The following is a 17,867-nucleotide window of genomic DNA, read 5'->3' as shown; positions in this document are numbered from 1 at the left end:
ACCGGGTTCAGTGGCGGGCGGCACCGGCCTTGGGGGCCGGGCGGGGGCGGGGGGCGTCGAGCGGCTGCGGCAGCAGCGTGGCCACGGTGAGCTGGTCGTCGCCAAAATACTTGGCGGCCACGGCCTGCACCTGGGCCGGCGTGACGCTGCGCATCAGGTCGAGCAGGCGCTCTTCCGCGTCGAGCGGGAAGCCCTGCACCCAGTTGCTGCCCAGCTCCTGCGCCTGGCTGTGGACCGAATCGCGCTCGTAGACGTTGGAGGCGATCCACTGCGTCTTCACGCGCTCCAGCTCGGCCTGGCTCACGCCCTCACGCGCCACGCGCGCCACCTCGGCGCGCAGGCCCTCTTCGACCTGCTGGGAGGTCTTGCCCTCCGCCGGGATGCCGGTGAACATGAACAGCGCCGGCCCGCGCCCGGTGAGCATGGCCGAGGCGCCCACGCTGTCGGCCACGCGGTTCTCGCCCTGGCTCAGCGCGCGCTCCAGGCGTGCGCCGTCGTAGCCGCTGAACACGGCCGACAGCATCAACAGGGACAGCGCTTCGGTGTCGGACTCCTTGAGGTCCTGCAGGCGCTCCAGCGCCGGCACGCGAAAGGCCAGCGCCACATAGCCCTGTTCGGCCGGCGCCTTCACCGCAATGCGGCGCAGGCCCTGCTGGGGCGGCTCCACGCGCGGCTTGCGCACCGGCAGCGCATGCGTGGGCAGCTTGCCGTAGTATTTCTCGGCCAGGGCGCGCACCTTGGCCGGATCCACGTCGCCGGCCACCACCACCACGGCATTCGTGGGGGTGTACCACTGGCGGTAGAAGGCGCGCGCGTCGTCCGGCGTCATGGCATCGAGGTCGCTCATCCAGCCCACGATGGGGCGGCGGTAGGGCGAGGCGGTGAAGATGGCGGCAAACAGCTGCTCGGCCAGCACGGCGCGCGGCTGGTCCTCGGTGCGCATGCGGCGCTCCTCCTTGACCACCTCGATTTCCTTCTTGAACTCCTCGTCCGGCCACTGGTTGTGGGCAAAGCGGTCGGATTCGAGGCGCATCACGTCTTCCAGCCGGTTGGCCGGAATCTGCTGGTAGTAGCCCGTGTAGTCGCGGCTGGTGAAGGCGTTCTCGCGCCCGCCCAGGGCCGCCACGCGGCGCGAGAAGTCGCCGGGGGGCACGGTCTTGGAGCCCTTGAACATCATGTGTTCGAGCACATGGGCCACGCCCGAGGTGCCGTCCACCTCGTCCATGGAGCCCACGCGCACCCAGACCATGTGCACGGCCGTGGGCGCGCGGTGGTCGGGCTGCACGATGAGCTGCATGCCGTTGGCCAGCGTGAACTGCTGCGCCCCGGAGGCCGTGGCACGTGGCCCGGCCGCGCTCGGCGCCGCGGCGGTTTTGCCTGCGACAGACGGTGAATCGGACGCCGAAGGCACCACCGCGGTGGTGGCCCCGGCACTGAGGCAGGCCATCAGGCCCAGTAGGGTGAAAGCGCGTTTCATAGAATGGGTGATTCTAAGAACCCTGCAATGTTCAGTTTTTTCAAGAAAAAACCCTCCGATTCGCCCACCCCGGCCGATGAAACCGCCTCCGGCACCCCGCCCGCAGCACCGGCTGCAGGCGCCCCGGCGGCCCCGCCACCCGCGCCCGCCGTCCCCGGTTTTGGCTGGCTGCGCAACCCCTTCGGCAGCAAGACCGCCGAGCCGCCACCTCCGGCCGCACCCGAGGTAGCGGCGCCTGTCGCCCCGGCACCGCCACCGTTCGCCGCCCCCGTCCCGGCGCCTGCGCCAGTTCCTGCGGCCCCCGCCCCCTGGGTGCCCCCGCCCGCGGCACCGGCCCCCGCCATCCCCGCGCCGGCCCCCGTGGCCGCCCCGGTCTTCACGCCTGCGCCCGTGCCGGTGGCACCGGCCCCTGCCCCCGCAGTGGCGCCCGCCCCGGTGCCTGCCACGCCCCCCGCTCCCGCCGCCCCGGTGGCGGTGGAGCGCAAGGGCTGGCTCGACCGCCTCAAGCTCGGCCTGCGCAAGACCGGCACCAGCATCGCCACGGTGTTCACCGGCACGCAGATCGACGACGCCCTGTACGAGGAGCTCGAAGAGGCGCTGCTCATGGCCGATACCGGCGTGAAGGCCACACAGCACCTGCTGACCGACCTCAAGCGCCGCGTGAAGGAGGCCAAGGCCACCGACCCCGCCCAGGTCAAGGGCCTGCTGGCCGAAGCCCTGGCCGACCTGCTGCGCCCGCTGGAAAAATCCCTGGTCATCGGCCAGTACACGCCCACCGTGATCATGGTGGCGGGCGTCAACGGCGCGGGCAAGACCACGTCGATCGGCAAGCTCACCCGCCACCTCTCGGGCGAAGGCGCGGCCGTGCTGCTGGCGGCGGCCGACACCTTCCGCGCCGCGGCGCGCGAGCAGCTCGGCGTCTGGGCCGACCGCAACACCGTGGAAATCGTGAGCCAGGAAGGCGGCGACCCGTCGGCCGTGAGCTTTGACGCGGTGACCGCTGGCAAGGCCCGCGGCAAGGACGTGGTGCTGGTGGATACCGCCGGCCGCCTGCCCACGCAGCTGCACCTGATGGAGGAGCTCAAGAAGATCCGCCGCGTGGTGACCAAGGCCGATGCCACGGCCCCGCACGAGGTGCTGCTGGTGATCGATGGCAACACCGGCCAGAATGCGCTGAACCAGGTGCGCGCCTTCGACGATGCGCTGCAGCTCACCGGCCTGATCGTCACCAAGCTCGATGGCACGGCCAAGGGCGGGGTGCTGGCCGCCATCGCGCAGGAGCGCCCCATTCCGGTGTACTTCATCGGCGTGGGCGAGAAGCTCGAAGACCTGGAAACCTTCAACGCGCGCGAATTCGCCCAGGCGCTGCTGGCCTGAGGCGGTGGCGGGCCGGGTGCCCATCCCGGCCGGATGGCGGAAAACCCGGCCAAAATAGCATTTACCGCCGGCAGCAATTGCCACATGATGGAACTTCGCTCACGGGCTGCGGGGAGGTTCCTTGTTCGTCGAACTGGTCAAGGGTGCGGCGCTGCTGCTGGCCCTGTGCTTTCTGCACGGGGCCAACATGCGCCTGTGGCGCCGGCAGCCGCGGGTGGGCAAGGTGTTCTCGGGGCTGATCTTCGGCGGCATCTGCATCGTGGGCATGCTCTCGCCCCTGACCATTTCCCCCGGTGTCATCATCGATGCGCGCTCGGTCGTGCTGTGCATGGCGGGCCTGTTCGGCGGCACCACGGTGGCGCTGATTGCCGGGGTGCTGTCGGCCGGCTGGCGCCTGTGGCTGGGGGGCGCGGGCGCCCTGGTCGGGGTGCTGAGCATCACCACCTGCGTGGCCGCCGGCCTGGCCTACCGCTACGCGCGCCGCCGCTGGCACCTGGGCGTGGGCATCTGGCCGCTGCTGGTGTTCGGCGTGCTGCTGCACCTGGCGGTGGTGGGCCTGTTCCAGGCGCTGCCGGCCGAGGTGGCGGCACGCATCAACGAGACCGTGGCCGTGCCCTACCTGATGATCTTTCCGGTGGCGACGGCCCTGCTGGGCGTGCTGCTGCGCGACGTGGAGCAGCGCCAGGCCACCGACCTCGCCCTGGCGGGCAGCGCGGCCCGCCTGCGCGCCATCACCCTGGCGATCCCCGACGCGCTGGTGGTGCTGGACGCCCAGGGCCGCTGCCGGGAGCTGTTCTCGCGCAACGACGGCGTGCATGCCGCAGGCGCCCCGCAGCGCGTGGGGCAGCGCATGCACGAGGTGCTGCCCTTCAGCGAAGCCCAGCGGCTGGTGCAGCTGCTGCAGGACACGCTGGCCTCGGGCGCGCCGCGCAAGCTCGAATACACGGTGTACACCCCCTCGGGCATCCGCTACTTCGAGGGGCGGGCGCAGCCCCTGGGCACCGAGGTCGACGGCCAGGCCGCCGTGCTCTTCCTGGCGCGTGACATCACCGAGCGCTGGCAGGCCCAGCAGGCGCTGCACGAATCGGAGCTGCGCTTTCGCTCGCTGCTGCTGGGCATCCCTGCGGTGTCGGTGCAGGGCTACCGGGCCGACGGCACCACCACCTACTGGAACAAGGCCTCGGAGGAGCTGTATGGCTACACCGAACAGGAGGCCCTGGGCAAGAACCTGCTGGAGCTCATCATCCCCGAGCCCATGCACGAGGCCGTGGCAACCCATGTCGCGCACATGTTCAGCTCGGGCGAGCCCATCCCTGCCGGCGAGCTGCGCCTCAGGCGCAAGGACGGCTCGCCGGTGGATGTGTTCTCCAGCCACGCCTATGTGCACGTGCCGGGCCAGGAGCCGGAGATGTTCTGCATCGACATCGACATCTCGCGGCGCAAGGCCGCCGAGGAAGAGGCCCGCCGCCTGGCCCTGTACGACACCCTGACCCAGCTGCCCAACCGGCGCCTGCTGACCGACCGGCTGGAGCAGGTGATGGCCGCCAGCAGCCGCAACGGCCAGATCGCCGCCGCCCTGTTCGTCGACCTGGACCATTTCAAGGCCTTGAACGACAGCCGCGGCCATGCCATGGGCGACCTGCTGCTGCGCGAGGTGGCCACGCGCCTGCGCGCCTGCGTGCGCGAGCAGGACACCGTGGCCCGGCTGGGCGGGGACGAATTCGTCGTGCTGCTGCAAAGCCTGGGCCAGGACGCCGCCGAGGCCACGGGCAAGGCCCGCACCGTGGGCGAAAGCATGCTGGCGGCGCTGCGCGCCCCCTACGACCTTGCCGGCCAGCCCTACCACTGCGAGGCCAGCATCGGCGTGGGCCTGGTGTCCGGCCACAGCCAGACGGTGGACGAGGTGCTGCGCCAGGCCGACAACGCGATGTACCAGGCCAAGACCATGGGGCGCAACCGGCTGTACGTGTACCTGGCCGATGCGGGCTGAGCGCCGCCCTGCGCGCCCCCAGGCCGCCCTCAGGGCTCCCCGGTCTGCACCACGCCCACCACGAACCTCAGAAAGGCCTGCACCTTGGCAGGCGCCTGGTGGCGCGAGGGGGTGATGGCGTGCAGCGGAAAGCGCTCGTCCGGCCAGTCGGGAAACAGCTCCACCAGTTGCCCCGCGTCGAGCAGCGCGCGGGTGCCGAAGTCCATGACCTGGGCGATGCCATAGCCCGCCAGGCAGGTGCTCAGCAAGGTGCCGGCGTCGTTGACGACCAGCCGGCCATCGGTGGGCACCTGCAGGCGCTGGCGCCTGCGGTGGAACTCCCACGGGAAGGGCCTGCCGCTCGCTGAATCGCGAAAGTCGATGCAGGCATGCCCCTCCTGCGCAATGGCCTGGGGCGTGGCGGGCCGGCCGCGGCGCGCCAGGTAGGCCGGCGCGGCCACCGTGAGGATGCGCGTGTCCAGCAGCTTGCGCGCGACCAGGGTCGAGGACGGCAGGTGGCCAAAGCGCACGGCCAGGTCGAAGCCATCGGCCACCATGTCGCCCAACTGGTCACGCGTGACCAGGTCGAGCGTGAGCTGCGGGTGCAGGGCCAGGAACTCCCCCAGCCGCGGCCCCAGCGCCATGCGCGAGAAGAACGGGTCGAGCTGCACCCGCAGGCGCCCGCGCACGCTGGTGCGCCCGGCCTGCGCCGCGTGGGCAGCGTCCTCCAGCCCCGCCAGCAGCGGCAGCACCTGCGCATGGAAGCGCCGCCCCTCCTCGGTGAGGCTGACCACGCGCGTCGTGCGGTCGAACAGGCGCACCCCGAGCCGCTGCTCCAGCCGGGCCACGGCGCGGCTGACGCCCGACTGCGACATGTCCAGCTGCTCGCCTGCCGCCGCAAAGCTGCCCGCGTCCGCGATGGCGGTGAAGACACCCAGGCCTGCGAGCAGGCGTTCGTCGAATCCAGGCATGCATGCCTTTCAGTCATGGATCAAATGCCACCCATGCTATCGCTGAAACAGTCCATCGTTCGCAGAATTCGCCCGGCGGCAATCGGCCGCGGAGTTTCAAGGAGCATGAACATGTTTGCCATTACCGCCATCACAGGCCAGGTGGGGGGTGCCCTGGCGCGCACGCTGCTGGCGCAGGGCCAGCCCGTCCGGGCCATCGTGCGCGACCCGGCCAAGGCCGCTGCCTGGCCCGCCAGGGGGTGCCAGACGGCACTGGCCGACATGGCGGACGCAGCGGCACTGGCCCGGGCGTTCAGCGGCTGCGAGGGGGTCTTCGTCCTGCTGCCGCCGCAGTTCGATCCGTCCCCCGGGTTTCCCGAGTCGCGCGCCGCCATCGCCGCCCTGCGCAGCGCGCTGCACCAGGCCCGGCCCGCGCGGGCGGTGGTGCTGTCCACCGTGGGCGCGCAGGCGCCAGAGCCCAACCTGCTCAACCAGCTCGGCCTGCTGGAGCAAGCACTGGCCGACCTGCCCCTGGCCGTCACCGTGCTGCGGCCGGCCTGGTTCCTGGAGAACCTGCAGTGGGACATCGCTGCCGCCCGCGGGCACGGCACAGTGCCCAGCTACCTGCAGCCACTGGAGCGGCCCCTACCCATGGTCTCCACCGAAGACGTCGGGCGGACCGCCGCCGAACTGCTGACCGAACGCGCTGCCGGCCGGCGTGTCGTGGAACTGGAAGGCCCGGCCGCCGTCTCGCCACGGGACATCGCCCAGGCCCTGGCCGAGCGGCTGGGCCGCCCGGTGCACGCGCAGGCCGTACCGCGCGGCACGTGGGAGGCCGGGTTCCGCGCCCAGGGCATGCGCCACCCCGGGCCCCGCATGCAGATGCTCGACGGGTTCAACGCCGGCTGGCTGCGCTTCGAGGGCACGCCGCGCCGGGGCCTGGTCAGCCTGCAGCAGGTGGTGCAGCGCCTGGTGCCAGAGCGCCCGATGACGGCGCAGTGAGCGGGTGCGGCTACTGCCCTGCGCTGTACGTCGCCAGCGTGCCGATCTTCTCCGTTCCGCGCTGGAACGGGCCGGCGTTCGAGCCATCGGCCATCAGGCCCAGCGCGGCCGAGCCGAGCCGGGCCGCGGCCGGTAATCGCGCGCGGCGCGGTCCACGAACAGGGCCTCGGCCCCGCTGGTGCGGCTGTGCGCGTCGGGGTTGGCCACCTTGAGGGTGCCGGCCGCGCCCGCGCGCGCGGCCTGCCAGGCGGCCAGGTCGGTGAAGTACACCGTGCCCGGCGCGCCGTAGGTGCGGTCCATGGCCATCTGGAAGCCGCTGAACACGTTGTAGTCCGAGTAGGTCAGCGCGGTGCCCGGGCCGGCGATGAAGTTGTAGGTCAGGCTGCCACCGACGAAGACATTGCCCTGCGACTGCACGTCGTTGTGGTCGGCGATCTGCAGCAGGGCATTGCTGCTGGTGCCGGTGGCATCCACGATGTTGTGGGCGAAGCGGTAGGCACCGCCGGGCTGGAAGGTCGAGCCGCTCACGCCGGCGTTGTTCATCTCGCCGGTGGTAAAGCCGTACATGATGTTGTGGTGCACCGAGTTGCTGCCCGACTCCACGTTGGGCGCGCCCTTGATGGACGACAGGAAGCCGATCTGCGAAACGTTGAACACGTTGTGCCGCACCTCGAACTCGAAGTAGGTGGTGCGCGGCGCGGCGGACTGCAGGAAGTGGTCCTTGAGGTAGACCCCCGCTGCCGCCTCCACGTAGTTGTTCTCCACCAGCGACTGGATGGTGGCGTAGGCCTGGATGCCCGAGGAGATGCGGTTGCCCAGGTTGCCGATCTGCACGATGCGGTTGTTGCGCACCACCCAGTTCTTGCTGGCCCACATGCCGATGCCCGCGGTATTGCCCTGGGTGGTCGGCGTCACGCCCTTGATGAGGCAGTTCTCGATGCGCCAGCCGATGGCCAGCACGCCCTCGTCCGGCAAGTCGAGGTGCGCCTGGCTCGGCGAGCCGATGCCGAACTCCAGGCTGTTCTCGATGCGCAGGCCGTGCAGCTGCCAGTGGTCATGGCCGTTGGTGAAGATGCCCAGGCGCTGGCTGGCCGAGTCGATGACCACACGGCCTTCCTCACCGGGTGCGGCCATCAGCGTGATGGGGTTGCCGGCCGTGCCGCTGGAGCGCATGCCGATGCTCACGCCCACGCCATCGAACCACCACGAGGGCTGCACATGCGGGTTGTTCAGCGTGTTCTCGACATAGGTGCCTGCATGCACCTGGCCCGTGTCGCCGGCCTTGGCGACCGAGATGAATTTGTTGATGCTGCGAAACGGCCGGGCCGCCGTGCCCGGGTTGGCATCGCTGCCCGACAGCGCCACGTGGTAGACCGTGCCGCTGCCCAGCTGCAGCGCGCCCGGCGAGGCCAGCACATTGGCACCCACCTGCTCGCGCGGGGCCGTGGGGCCGGCCCCCGCCGCGGTGGAGGCCGACAGCGTGGCCAGGGTGGACAGGTTGCCGGCCTGGTCGCGCGCACGCACGGCCAGGGTGTAGGCGGTGGATGCGGCCAGCCCGGTGAACGAATAGCCCGGGCTGGCGACGCTGGCCACCAGCGTGCCGTTGAGCAGCAGCTCGTACTGCGCCACGCCCACGTTGTCGCTGCTGGCCTGCCAGGCCAGCGTGAGCGAAGAGGCCGTGGCCTGCGCCAAGCTCAGCCCCGCGGGCCGGCTCGGCGCCTGGGTGTCGGCCGGGGTGGGCGGCTTGCCGCCGCCGCCGCCTCCGGCGCCACCACCGCCCCCTGCCGCGGGCACCGGATCGCAGTTGTCCCGCACCGCCTCATTGCCGCTGAACTGCGCCACCACGCCAAAACGCCCGCGCGCCAGCAGGTCGGCAAAGCTCTGCGGCCCGCTGGCCCCATAGCCGACGAACAGGACCAGCCCCGGCAGCGCAGCGGCACTGCGCAGGCCGGGCTCGTTCAGGCTCAGCTCCAGGGTGCTGGCGCCCGCCCCCTGGGTGCGCTGCGGATGGCGCACGGCGCTCTGCGCCACCGGGACCACGCCGATGGAAGGCGGCAGCACAACCCACTGGCCCTGCGCATTGCGAAACGCCCACTGGCCCTGGTAGGTCACGCCCTGGTAGATGTCGAACAGCCCGTCGGGGCTCTCCGCGCCCAGGTCGAGCTGGGCCCGCGCGATCAGCCCCTGGGTGGTATGAAAGCAGCTGCTGGCGCTGGCCAGCGCGGGGGGCGGGGCGGCCTGTGCGCCGCTGGCGCCTGCAGCGGCGATGCACAGCGCAAGCGCGGCGGCCCGCAGATGGTGGTGGCGGTGCGGCGCGCGCAAGGCTGCGCCGCCACCCGCCTTCAAGGTGGTGGTAATCGTGGTCATGGTTCCCTCCCTCGTTTCTGCGAGGTCTGTCGTCTGGTTTTATAGAACTGCACGCAGCCTGCCGTGCAGCGCGGCCAGTATAGGAAGGGGCTTTGGCCAGGTACAGACCGAAGTCGGCCCGCCCCGCGCCGCCCATCCGCCCAGGTCACAGGCGGCACCCACTGGGGCCCAGGAGTCCTGCGTCAGAACCACCTGCGCATCTGCTCGCAGGAGTTACACAAACCAACACGCAGCGTGGACACAAACGCCACAGCACCTGCAGGCGGTAGCGTCACCCGCAATGGACGCAACTGGCGCGGCCCAAGCCAGTGCCCCCTATGCAAGGGTCGCCGCGCCGCGCTGCGGGTGTCACCCTATCCGGTGTACCTCGCCGTTGTGCGGCATGGCGCTCTCGTGGAACAGGTCGGCCAGGTACTGGGTGAGCTCGTCCGCCTCCAGGAAGTCGGGCACCACCCAGCCGGCCGGGGCGCGCTTGCCGTCCGACCCGATCAGGTAGGCCTGCCATTGCGCGCCCTGGCGCTGCACCTCGACGATGCGGCCAAAGACATTGAAGCGGGGGTGCGGGGACATCGGGCCTCTCCTTTGCAATGCCGCATCGCAGAGTGCAGCGGCCTGCCTGTTGTAGCAGGTCTGTCGCGCAACCCGCGGCCTGGGCTCACCCTACCGGGAGCTTGCCGCCCTGCTTCACCGCCTTGAGGGAGAACGAGGACTCGATCGAGGTGACGCCCGGCAGCATGCGCAGCCGGGCGCTGACGAACTCTCCGTACTCCTGGAGATTGCGGGCCACCACGCACAGGAGGAAGTCGGTGCTGCCCGAGACGTTGTGGCACCAGACGACCTCGGGGATCAGCAGCACCTGCTCCTCGAAGGCCTGCTGGAGCTTGGGGTCGTGGCTGGAGAAGCGGATCTGCACGAAGGCGGTGACCGCATAGCCCAGGGCCTGCTGGTTGAGCACGGCCTGGTAGCCGGTGATCACGCCGGCTTCTTCCAGCGCCTTCACGCGCCGCCAGGTCGGCGCCTCCGCAATGCACAGCTGCTTGGCCAGCGCGGCGTTGGTGGTGTGGCCATCGTCCTGCAGGGTCCGCAGGATCTGGGTGTCTCGCTTGTCCATGAGTATTGATCTTACCCAAACACCAATCAACAGGGTTATTTTTAGCAAGCAAATTACCGCAACAAGTGGGCAAACTTCCCCTACCCAATCCACTTCCCGCCACCGAGCCCCCTGCCCATGAACACCCGCTCCCTGTCCCTCGCCACCCAAGCCATCCACGCCGGCTACCGCCCGATGAGCCACCAGGGTGCGCTCAATCCGCCGATCTACTGGTCCTCCACCTACGCGTTCGAGAGCGCGGCCCAGGGCGCAGCCCGCTTCGCGGGAGAAGAGCCGGGGATGGTCTATTCGCGCATCACCAACCCTACCGTCCAGATGCTGGAAGAGCGCCTGGCCGCCCTGGAGGGGGGCGAGGCAGCGCTGGCCTTCGGCTCGGGCATGGGGGCCATCTGCACGCTGATCTGGACCCTGCTGCGGCCCGGCGACGAGCTGCTGGTCGACCTCACGCTCTACGGCTGCACGCATGCGCTGGTGAGCCACCTGCTGCCCGAGTTCGGCATCGTGACGCGCTCGCTGGATTTCACACGGCCCGGGGAATTGCGCGAGCACCTCAATGCCCGCACCAAGCTCGTGCTGTTCGAGACGCCCGCCAACCCGAACATGCGCCTGGTGGACATTGCGGCCGTGAGCGCCCTGGTGCACGCCCACAGCCCCGCGCTGGTCGCGGTGGACAGCACCTACTGCACGCCCTGCCTGCAGCGCCCGCTGGAGCTGGGCGCCGACGTGGTCGTGCACTCGCTCACCAAGTACCTGAACGGGCATGGCGATGTGATCGCCGGGGCGCTGATCGGCCGCAGCGAGCTGATGGCGCAGATGCGGCTCGTGGGCCTCAAGGAGCTGACCGGCGCCTGCATGTCGCCGATGGACGCCTTTCTCGTGCTGCGCGGGCTCAAGACCTTGCCCGTGCGCATGGAGCGCCATTGCCGCACGGCGCAGGCCATCGCCGAGTTCCTGCAGGCATCGCCGCAGGTGGCGGCCGTGCACTACCCGGGCCTTCCGTCCCATCCCCAGTACGAACTGGCCCGGCGCCAGATGGCGGCCCCGGGCGGCATGATCGCGTTCGACCTGCATGGGGGCGTGGAGGCCGGGCGCCGCTTCATCGACGCGCTGCAGCTCGTGACCCGCGCCGTGAGCCTGGGCGACGCGGAGAGCCTCGCCCAGCACCCCGCCAGCATGACCCACTCGCCCTATTCGCCAGAGGAGCGCCAGCGCCACCTGATCGGCGACGGACTGGTGCGCCTGTCCGTGGGCCTGGAAGACGAAGCAGACCTGGTGGCCGACCTGCGCCAGGCCTTGGAAGCGGCAGCCCGCTGAAGCACGGGAGACCGAGGTACTCGCCCCCTGGTGCCTTACAGCGCATCCAGGTCGATGGCATCCGCCATGGCGCGGTAGCCCGCATCGCCGGGGTGCAAATGGTCGCCCGAATCCATGGCCGCGCGCAGGTGCGAGGGGCGGGCCGGGTCGCGCAGCAGCGCGTCGAAATCCACCACCGCATCGAAGGCGCCGGCCTCGCGGATCCAGCGGTTCACGGCCTGGCGCACGGCGTCCTTCTCGGGCGAGTAGTGGCCCGCCAGCGGCGTGCCGGCCAGCGCGTCGCCAAACGGCGGAATGGTGCCGCCGACGATGCGCACATTGTGGGCACGGGCCATGGCAATGAGCTGGCGGTAGCCCTGCACCAGCTCCTCGGCGCGCAGTGCAGGCTCAGCAGGCGCAAAGGGGCCGCCGGGCCAGCCGATGTCGTTGGTGCCCAACAGCACGACCAGGCTGCGCACGCCCGGCTGGGCGAACACGTCCTGCGCGGCGCGCGTGAGCCCCGCGCGGCCCATGCCGTCGCGCAGCAGGCGGCCACCGGAGATGCCGGCATTGAGCACGGCCACGCCCCGGCCCGCCAGGCGCTCGGCCAGCGCATCGGGCCAGCGCGCGTTCGCGCCGGGCGTGGCGCCGTTGCCATCGGTGATGGAGTCGCCCAGGGTGACCACGGCAGCGGCAGGCCGCGGGGTCTGCACCATCAGCCCGCTCACATAGACGCGGGTGCTCCACGCGGTGGCTGACGCCGGCAGCTGCAGGGCGGCGGTGTGCTCGCCCGCGGCCACATAGGCCGTCTGCCGCGCATCGAAGTGAAAGCCCGCGGGCGCGCTGGGCCCGGGCAGGTACAGCGACACGGCGACCTCGGCCAGCGCGGGCAGGGGCAGGTCCACCGGGTCGCTGACCCAGCGCGCACCGGGCGGCACCACGGTGGCGGCCTGGCCGCCAAAAAGCAGCGGGCGGTCCGTGCCCGGCACGGTGGCCGATCCTCCGACGTCCTGGGCATGGCGCGCCACGCGCGCCGCGCCGATGTGCAGCGGCACCGTGCTGCCCTCGTTGCTGAGCACCACGCGCAGCTGCGTGCCGCCGATGCTCAGGCGCGCCACCTGGCGGATGGTCTGCTGGTGGTACTGGAAGGGCAGGCCCAGCGGCAGCACGAAGTCGCCGCCCCACAGCGGCTGGGGGGCGGCCATCCAGCTCGGGCTCCAGTGTTCTGCGGGGGCGGCCGGCGGCGCGGCGACGGCGTGGCCTGCAGCAACGGTCAATGCCAGCAGGGCATGGCGCAGGCGTGCGGTGAGGGTCGGGGTGGTGTGCATGGTGGCAAATCCTTGGGTGGGCTGAAAGAGACGCCACTGTCTTGCATTCCCGATTCCATGAACAGACGGCAAAATGGCATGCAACGCATTCGATTTTGGAATACCCATGGACACCTTGCGCGCGCTTGCGGCCTTTGTTCACAGCGTGGAGCTGGGCAGCCTGTCGGGCGCGGCGCGCGCCATGCACACCACCCAGCCCACGGTGAGCAAGCTGGTGGCTGGCCTGGAGCAGTCGCTGGGCGTGCGCCTGCTGCGCCGGGCCCCGGCGGGGTTGAGCCTCACGGAGGAGGGCCAGCGCTTTGTCGAGCACGCGCGGCGCATGCTCGACGCCCACGACGAGGCCGTGGCCGACCTGCACCAGCGCAGCACCCAGCCGCGCGGCCTGCTGCGCGTGAGCGCGCCGGTGGCGCTGGGCCAGTGCCGGCTCAACGCCATGGCCGGCGAGTTCCTCGCCACCTACCCCGACATCACTTTGGAGCTGGTGCTGGACGACCGCTTCATCCACCCGCTGGAGGAGCGCATCGATGTCTCGCTGCGCCTGGGCGGCCCCCTGCCCCCGGACCTGGTCGCGCGCCACCTGGGCACCTGGCCGCGCGTGCTGGTGGCCGCCCCGGCCTACCTGGCCGCGCGCGGCAAACCGCGCCAGCCGCAGGACCTGCTGGCGCACGACTACCTGCGCTATGCCGCCGGTGACGATGGCGTGCTGCTGCAGGGCCCAGCCGGCCCCGTGAACGTGCCGGTGCACAGCCGCTACCGCGTGAACAACGCCGTGGCGATGCGCGACAGCGTGCTGGCCGGTGCCGGTATCTCGCTGCAGCCCACCTGGATGGTGGCCGGGCTGCTGGCCGAGGGCCGGCTGGCGCGCGTGCTGCCCCGCTACACCGGCCCGGCCCAAGAGGCGCACCTGCTGTATGCCGCGCGCCCCTACCTGCCCCAGCGCGTGCGCGTGCTGGTGGAATTTCTGAGCGAGCGCGTGGCGCGGCTGCCGGGCAAGGCTAACGGAGGCCGAGCCGCGCGAGCTTTTTGATCAGGCCCACGCGCGAGATACCCAGGCGCCGCGCCGCTTCGGACTGGTTGCCGCCCGCAGCCTGCAGGGCATCGCGCACCAGCCGGCGCTCCAGCTCGGCCAGCGCGGCATCGAGCGGCCCCAGCCCTTCCAGGGGGGCGGCGGGTTCGGCAGGCAGGCCCTCGTCCGCCTCGCCCGCGGCCAGCCGCAGCAGCGGCGCATCGACCTCGGGCTGGTCCGGCAGCAAGAGCGCCCCGGCCGCCTCGACCAAGGCCTTGAGTTCGCGCACATTGCCCGGCCATTCGCGCGCGGCCAGCCAGGCCAGGGCATCGCCCGACAGGCCGGCGCGCGGTGCCACGCGGTGCAAAAATCGCGTGGCCAGCAGCGGCACGTCGGCCGGCCGCTCGCCCAGCGCCGGCGTGCGCAGCACCACGCCCTTGAGGCGGTAGTACAGGTCTTCGCGGAAGCTGCCGTCGCGCACCATGGCCTCCAGGTCGCGGTGCGTGGCGGCCACCACGCGCACCTCGGCCTTCCTGGCGCTGCGCCCGCCCACGGGCACAAAGGTGCCCTCCTGCAGAAAGCGCAGCAGCTTGACCTGCATGGGCGGCGGCATCTCGCCTACCTCATCGAGGAACAGGGTGCCGCCATGGGCCACCTCGACCAGGCCCGGCTGGTCGCGGTAGGCGCCGGTGAAGCTGCCCTTCAAGTGGCCGAAGAGCTCGCTCTCCAGCAGCTCGGCCGACAGCGCGCCGCAGTGGATGGCGACAAAGGCATGGTCCGACTGCGGGCTGCAGGCATGCAGGGCGCGCGCCACCAGCTCCTTGCCGCTGCCCGTGGGCCCCAGCACCAGCACGCTGACCCGCGTGGGCCCGACGCGCCGCACCATGGCGCGCAGTTGCACCGTGGCCTGGGCCTGGCCGACCAGGCCCATGTCGTCGCCGGCCTGCGCCGCACGCAGGGCGCGCAGCTCGGCATCGAGTTTGGCCTTGCGCAGTGCGCGCCCGATGACGAAGCGCAGCATGTCCGGATCGATGGGCTTGGTGAGGAAGTCCCAGGCACCGAGTTCGGCCGCGCGCAGGGCCAGCTCGTGGTCGCCATGGCCGGACCAGACGATCACCGGCACGCGCGCAAAGCGCGGCACCAGTTCCAGCCCGGCCTCGGGGTCCATGGTGGGCGGCATGGCCAGGTCCAGCAGCACCAGGTCGGGCGCCGGCAGGGTGGCGAAGGCGGCCAGGGCCTGCTCGGCATCGCCCGCGACCACCACCTCGTGGCCCAGCCCGCGCAAGAAGTTGGCGCCCAGGCGCTGAAAGGCCGGCTCGTCATCGACCAGCAGGATACGGCCCGAATCAGGAGGGTTTTGCATCGTGGTGGAGGGGGAAAGTCAGGGTGAAGCAGGTGGTCCAGGGCGGCCGTTCGGTGAGCGCCACCGCGCCCCCGTGGGCAGCCAGGGTGCGCGCCACGATGGCCAGGCCCAGGCCGGTGCCGCCGGGGCTGCGCGAGGCAAAGGGCTCGAACAGCCGGTGGCGGATCTCCTCGGGCACGCCCTGGCCGTCGTCGCAGACATGCAGCAGCACGGCGTCGGGGCGCTGCTCGGCGTCGATGTGGATGTGGACCGGGGTTTCCACCCCGGCGGCCGCACGCGCGTTTTCGAGCAGGTTGGTCAGCGCCTGCTCCACGCGCCGCGCGTCGCCATCGATCATGAGCGGCGCCTGCAGCGCAGGCCCCAGCGTGCAGTGCGGCAGCCGGGCGGCCGCAGCGCGCACCTGGGCCGCCAGGTCGTAGCGCTGGGGCACCAGCTTCCAGGGCTTGGCGTAGTCGAGCAGGTCGTTGCTCAGGTGGGCGATGCGCCCCACTTGGCTGGCCACCTCGCGGCGCACCTCGGGCGATGCCGTGGCCACGGCCATGGCGATGATGTTGAGCGGGTTGCGGATGTCGTGCGCCACGGTGGCCGCCAGCGAGCCCAGCTCGGCCAGGCGCGCCTGCAGCTGGCGTTCGCGCTCGCGCGCCGCGATCTGCTCGCCCTGGGCCACGCGCTCGGCCGCATCGGCCACCACGGTGCCGAACAGCTCGGCCACGCGCCGCGGCCCGGGTGGGGCCGCCTCCCAGCCCTGCAACGCAATGCTCCAGCCGGGGCCTGAGCGCGTGCCCACCAGGCAGGGCATGTCGCCGGGGGGCTGGGCGCTGCCCTCGCCCAGCAGCACCCGCACCTGGGTGCCCGTGCGCTGGCTGAGCAAGCGGCTGGCCTCGTTCTCCAGTGCCGGCATGCTGTCGGCCGCCTGCAGCGCCTGGCGCCAGGACTGCAGGTCGGCTGCCGAGACCGCGCCGCCCGGGTAGACCAGGCGCTCGGCGAACTGGCGCACGGGGCCGTTGAGCGCAATGCAGCTGGCCGCCACCACCAGGCCACCGGCCCAGCGCGACTCGATGGGCAGCAGCGGGATCAGCGCCACCATGGCCGCGCCCGCGGCCAGCAGCAGGGCCCAGGCCAGCGCACGGCGTGCCCAGGCGTTGGCGACGAAGACCCCGTAGCGCAGGATGCCGTAGACCAGGATCACCGGGTAGAACGGCAGCCCGAGCAGCGGGTAGGGATAGACCGGCAGGTCCAGGATCACGATGCCGTAGCCGGCCAGGCACAACAGGCCCCACAGGCAGGACGCGGTCACGGCCGCGATCTGGTTGAAGGCCGGGCGCCGCGCGCGCGCCAGCGCCGTGAGCAGCACCGCCACCCCGCCGGTGCCCAGGAGGATCCAGGCCAGGCTGGCCGTCCAGCCCACCGTGTTGGCGATGGCGATGTAGCCCACATGCGGCTTGTAGACCAGCTCGGCCGGCAGCAGCACCTGCGCCGCCAGCGTTGCCGAGCCGCCCATCAGGTAGGCCGCCGCCACGCCCCAGCGCGGCAGCGGCACGCGGCAGAACACCACGCAGAAGTGGAAGAAGAAGGCCGAGGTGAGCGGCGCGAAGGCCAGCAGCGCGAAGGTCGCCTGCTCGTGCGCCGGCCCGATCCAGTTGGGCAGCTCGTTGCCCGTGATCCAGATGGCGATGCCGGTCAGAAAGGCCGCCAGCAGCCGGGCCCCTGCCACCCGGTCGGCCCACCACAGCAGCATGCCGGCCAGGGCCAGGGTTTCGACGATGGAGAAGCCAAGGACGGCGCGGATGAGCATGGACGGGAAGGGATGCCGAGGGGGGTGGACCTGTTGCCAGCGTTGACAACCGGGCCTGCGCGTACTGTAAACGAAGTATGCAGGTCACCGGTGAAAAGCCAAATGAATCAACGACTTGCGGATGCGCAAGGGGCTGGCCTGGTTTTCGCAGAAGAGGGTGCAAGCAGCCCACAGGAAAACCGCCATGACCTCCACCTCCCTGACCCCCCTCGCCCCGGAAGCCCACGCCGCACGGCACCTCGACCTGGCCGACTACGTCGGCGCCGCGGGCTGGGCCCGTTTGCCGGCCGCCGTACGGCGGCGCTTCGGTGCCGGCCACCCCGACGTGGACTACACCGGCCGCATGGAGCTGCGCTGCTCGGCCATCGGCCGGGTGTATGCCGGCCTGTCGCGCGCCTTCGGCAGCCCGCTCACCGGCCTGCAGGCCCATGGCCTGGCGGCCACCGTGCGGGTGCGCAGCAATGGCCAGGGCGGCGTGGTGTGGGAGCGGGTGTTCGGCGACGCGGCGGGTGCAGCCACCGTGCGCTCGACCAAGGAGCCCGGCGCAGGCGCTCGGTTGACCGAGCGCACCGACGGCGGCCTGGCCATGGCCCTCGATGTGTTCGAGGAAGACGGCAGCCTGGTCTTCCAGAGCCGCCGCTTCGTCCTGGCACTGGGCCGGCTCTCCATCCCCGTGCCCGGCTGGCTGTCGCCCGGGCAATGCCGCGTGACCCACACCGACCTGGGCGGCGGCGACTTCCGTTTCACCCTGTCCATGCAGCACCCGCTATGGGGCGAGACCTTTTACCAGTCGGGCGTCTTCACCGACCCCCTGCACGTTGAATGAATG

General features: G+C 71.3%; 14 protein-coding genes. 6 read left to right on the top strand and 8 right to left on the bottom strand.

The genetic code is table 11. From position 1 onward, the window contains the following. Window positions 1-7: 7 nt before the first annotated feature. Window positions 8-1,477, bottom strand: coding sequence for a M16 family metallopeptidase (locus AC3WOH_RS22095; protein ID WP_492231475.1), 1,470 nt, complete (start codon window positions 1,475-1,477; stop codon window positions 8-10). Window positions 1,478-1,504: 27 nt separating this feature from the next. Between AC3WOH_RS22095 and ftsY the strand changes: the two genes are divergently transcribed. Both ftsY and AC3WOH_RS22085 read left to right on the top strand, forming a co-directional pair. After that, complete coding sequence (gene ftsY, locus AC3WOH_RS22090; protein WP_492231474.1) at window positions 1,505-2,854, top strand: signal recognition particle-docking protein FtsY; 1,350 nt, start codon at window positions 1,505-1,507, stop codon at window positions 2,852-2,854. Window positions 2,855-2,975: 121 nt separating this feature from the next. Beyond that, a complete protein-coding gene (locus tag AC3WOH_RS22085) occupies window positions 2,976-4,844 on the top strand; it encodes a diguanylate cyclase domain-containing protein (protein ID WP_492231473.1) in 1,869 nt (622 codons plus the stop codon). 29 nt (window positions 4,845-4,873) lie between these two features. Here AC3WOH_RS22085 and AC3WOH_RS22080 read toward each other — a convergent pair whose 3' ends face one another. Then, window positions 4,874-5,794, bottom strand: a complete 921-nt coding sequence (locus AC3WOH_RS22080) for a LysR family transcriptional regulator (protein ID WP_492231472.1) — start codon at window positions 5,792-5,794, stop codon at window positions 4,874-4,876. 111 nt (window positions 5,795-5,905) lie between these two features. On the opposite strand from AC3WOH_RS22080, the gene AC3WOH_RS22075 reads away from it, so the two are divergent. Further along, the gene (locus AC3WOH_RS22075; protein WP_492231471.1) at window positions 5,906-6,775 is read left to right on the top strand and encodes an NAD(P)H-binding protein; all 870 of its coding nucleotides are present in this window, start codon (window positions 5,906-5,908) and stop codon (window positions 6,773-6,775) included. A gap of 93 nt (window positions 6,776-6,868) precedes the next feature. Here the strand turns inward: AC3WOH_RS22075 and AC3WOH_RS22070 are convergent, their stop codons facing one another. The 3 genes from AC3WOH_RS22070 to AC3WOH_RS22060 form a co-directional block, all read right to left on the bottom strand. Continuing rightward, complete coding sequence (locus tag AC3WOH_RS22070; protein WP_492231470.1) at window positions 6,869-9,142, bottom strand: right-handed parallel beta-helix repeat-containing protein; 2,274 nt, start codon at window positions 9,140-9,142, stop codon at window positions 6,869-6,871. Between the two features lie 348 nt (window positions 9,143-9,490). Continuing rightward, window positions 9,491-9,712: a DUF7661 family protein gene (locus tag AC3WOH_RS22065; RefSeq protein ID WP_492231469.1), complete on the bottom strand. Its 222-nt coding sequence runs from the start codon at window positions 9,710-9,712 to the stop codon at window positions 9,491-9,493. 85 nt (window positions 9,713-9,797) lie between these two features. Next, window positions 9,798-10,253, bottom strand: a complete 456-nt coding sequence (locus tag AC3WOH_RS22060) for an Lrp/AsnC family transcriptional regulator (RefSeq protein WP_221480199.1) — start codon at window positions 10,251-10,253, stop codon at window positions 9,798-9,800. A 117-nt stretch (window positions 10,254-10,370) separates the two neighbouring features. Here AC3WOH_RS22060 and megL point away from each other — a divergent pair, with 117 nt between their 5' ends. Then, window positions 10,371-11,567, top strand: a complete 1,197-nt coding sequence (gene megL, locus AC3WOH_RS22055; protein ID WP_492231468.1) for a methionine gamma-lyase — start codon at window positions 10,371-10,373, stop codon at window positions 11,565-11,567. Window positions 11,568-11,602: 35 nt separating this feature from the next. Here megL and AC3WOH_RS22050 read toward each other — a convergent pair whose 3' ends face one another. Next, on the bottom strand, window positions 11,603-12,874 hold the full coding sequence (locus tag AC3WOH_RS22050; RefSeq protein ID WP_492231467.1) for an SGNH/GDSL hydrolase family protein: 1,272 nt from the start codon (window positions 12,872-12,874) through the stop codon (window positions 11,603-11,605). A gap of 106 nt (window positions 12,875-12,980) precedes the next feature. Between AC3WOH_RS22050 and AC3WOH_RS22045 the strand changes: the two genes are divergently transcribed. After that, window positions 12,981-13,901 carry a LysR family transcriptional regulator gene (locus AC3WOH_RS22045; RefSeq protein WP_492231466.1) on the top strand — a complete coding sequence of 307 codons (921 nt, stop codon included), beginning with the start codon at window positions 12,981-12,983 and terminating at the stop codon, window positions 13,899-13,901. On the opposite strand, the gene AC3WOH_RS22040 is transcribed toward AC3WOH_RS22045, so the two are convergent. After that, window positions 13,870-15,243 carry a sigma-54-dependent transcriptional regulator gene (locus tag AC3WOH_RS22040; RefSeq protein ID WP_492231465.1) on the bottom strand — a complete coding sequence of 458 codons (1,374 nt, stop codon included), beginning with the start codon at window positions 15,241-15,243 and terminating at the stop codon, window positions 13,870-13,872. The two genes, AC3WOH_RS22045 and AC3WOH_RS22040, sit on opposite strands and share 32 nt — an antisense overlap. Then, the gene (locus tag AC3WOH_RS22035) at window positions 15,227-17,038 is read right to left on the bottom strand and encodes a sensor histidine kinase (RefSeq protein ID WP_492231464.1); all 1,812 of its coding nucleotides are present in this window, start codon (window positions 17,036-17,038) and stop codon (window positions 15,227-15,229) included. The genes AC3WOH_RS22040 and AC3WOH_RS22035 overlap by 17 nt, the downstream gene beginning before the upstream one ends. A gap of 184 nt (window positions 17,039-17,222) precedes the next feature. Here AC3WOH_RS22035 and AC3WOH_RS22030 point away from each other — a divergent pair, with 184 nt between their 5' ends. After that, window positions 17,223-17,864: a DUF4166 domain-containing protein gene (locus AC3WOH_RS22030; RefSeq protein WP_492231463.1), complete on the top strand. Its 642-nt coding sequence runs from the start codon at window positions 17,223-17,225 to the stop codon at window positions 17,862-17,864. Window positions 17,865-17,867: the final 3 nt, after the last annotated feature.

The sequence above is a fragment of the Acidovorax sp. FW305-C-20-28 genome (genome assembly GCF_058783375.1).
The sequence above is the reverse complement of the archived record's forward strand: the minus strand, read 5'-3'. Positions and strand labels throughout refer to the sequence as shown.

Excerpts from the sequence above, each read along its gene's own strand:
- ftsY (WP_492231474.1), top strand. The coding sequence starts at position 1,505 with ATGTTCAGTTTTTTCAAGAAAAAACCCTCCGATTCGCCCACCCCGGCC.
- AC3WOH_RS22070 (WP_492231470.1), bottom strand. The coding sequence starts at position 9,142 with ATGACCACGATTACCACCACCTTGAAGGCGGGTGGCGGCGCAGCCTTG.
- AC3WOH_RS22095 (WP_492231475.1), bottom strand. The coding sequence starts at position 1,477 with ATGAAACGCGCTTTCACCCTACTGGGCCTGATGGCCTGCCTCAGTGCC.
- AC3WOH_RS22035 (WP_492231464.1), bottom strand. The coding sequence starts at position 17,038 with ATGCTCATCCGCGCCGTCCTTGGCTTCTCCATCGTCGAAACCCTGGCC.
- AC3WOH_RS22050 (WP_492231467.1), bottom strand. The coding sequence starts at position 12,874 with ATGCACACCACCCCGACCCTCACCGCACGCCTGCGCCATGCCCTGCTG.
- AC3WOH_RS22060 (WP_221480199.1), bottom strand. The coding sequence starts at position 10,253 with ATGGACAAGCGAGACACCCAGATCCTGCGGACCCTGCAGGACGATGGC.
- AC3WOH_RS22030 (WP_492231463.1), top strand. The coding sequence starts at position 17,223 with ATGACCTCCACCTCCCTGACCCCCCTCGCCCCGGAAGCCCACGCCGCA.
- AC3WOH_RS22065 (WP_492231469.1), bottom strand. The coding sequence starts at position 9,712 with ATGTCCCCGCACCCCCGCTTCAATGTCTTTGGCCGCATCGTCGAGGTG.
- megL (WP_492231468.1), top strand. The coding sequence starts at position 10,371 with ATGAACACCCGCTCCCTGTCCCTCGCCACCCAAGCCATCCACGCCGGC.
- AC3WOH_RS22075 (WP_492231471.1), top strand. The coding sequence starts at position 5,906 with ATGTTTGCCATTACCGCCATCACAGGCCAGGTGGGGGGTGCCCTGGCG.
- AC3WOH_RS22080 (WP_492231472.1), bottom strand. The coding sequence starts at position 5,794 with ATGCCTGGATTCGACGAACGCCTGCTCGCAGGCCTGGGTGTCTTCACC.
- AC3WOH_RS22045 (WP_492231466.1), top strand. The coding sequence starts at position 12,981 with ATGGACACCTTGCGCGCGCTTGCGGCCTTTGTTCACAGCGTGGAGCTG.
- AC3WOH_RS22040 (WP_492231465.1), bottom strand. The coding sequence starts at position 15,243 with ATGCAAAACCCTCCTGATTCGGGCCGTATCCTGCTGGTCGATGACGAG.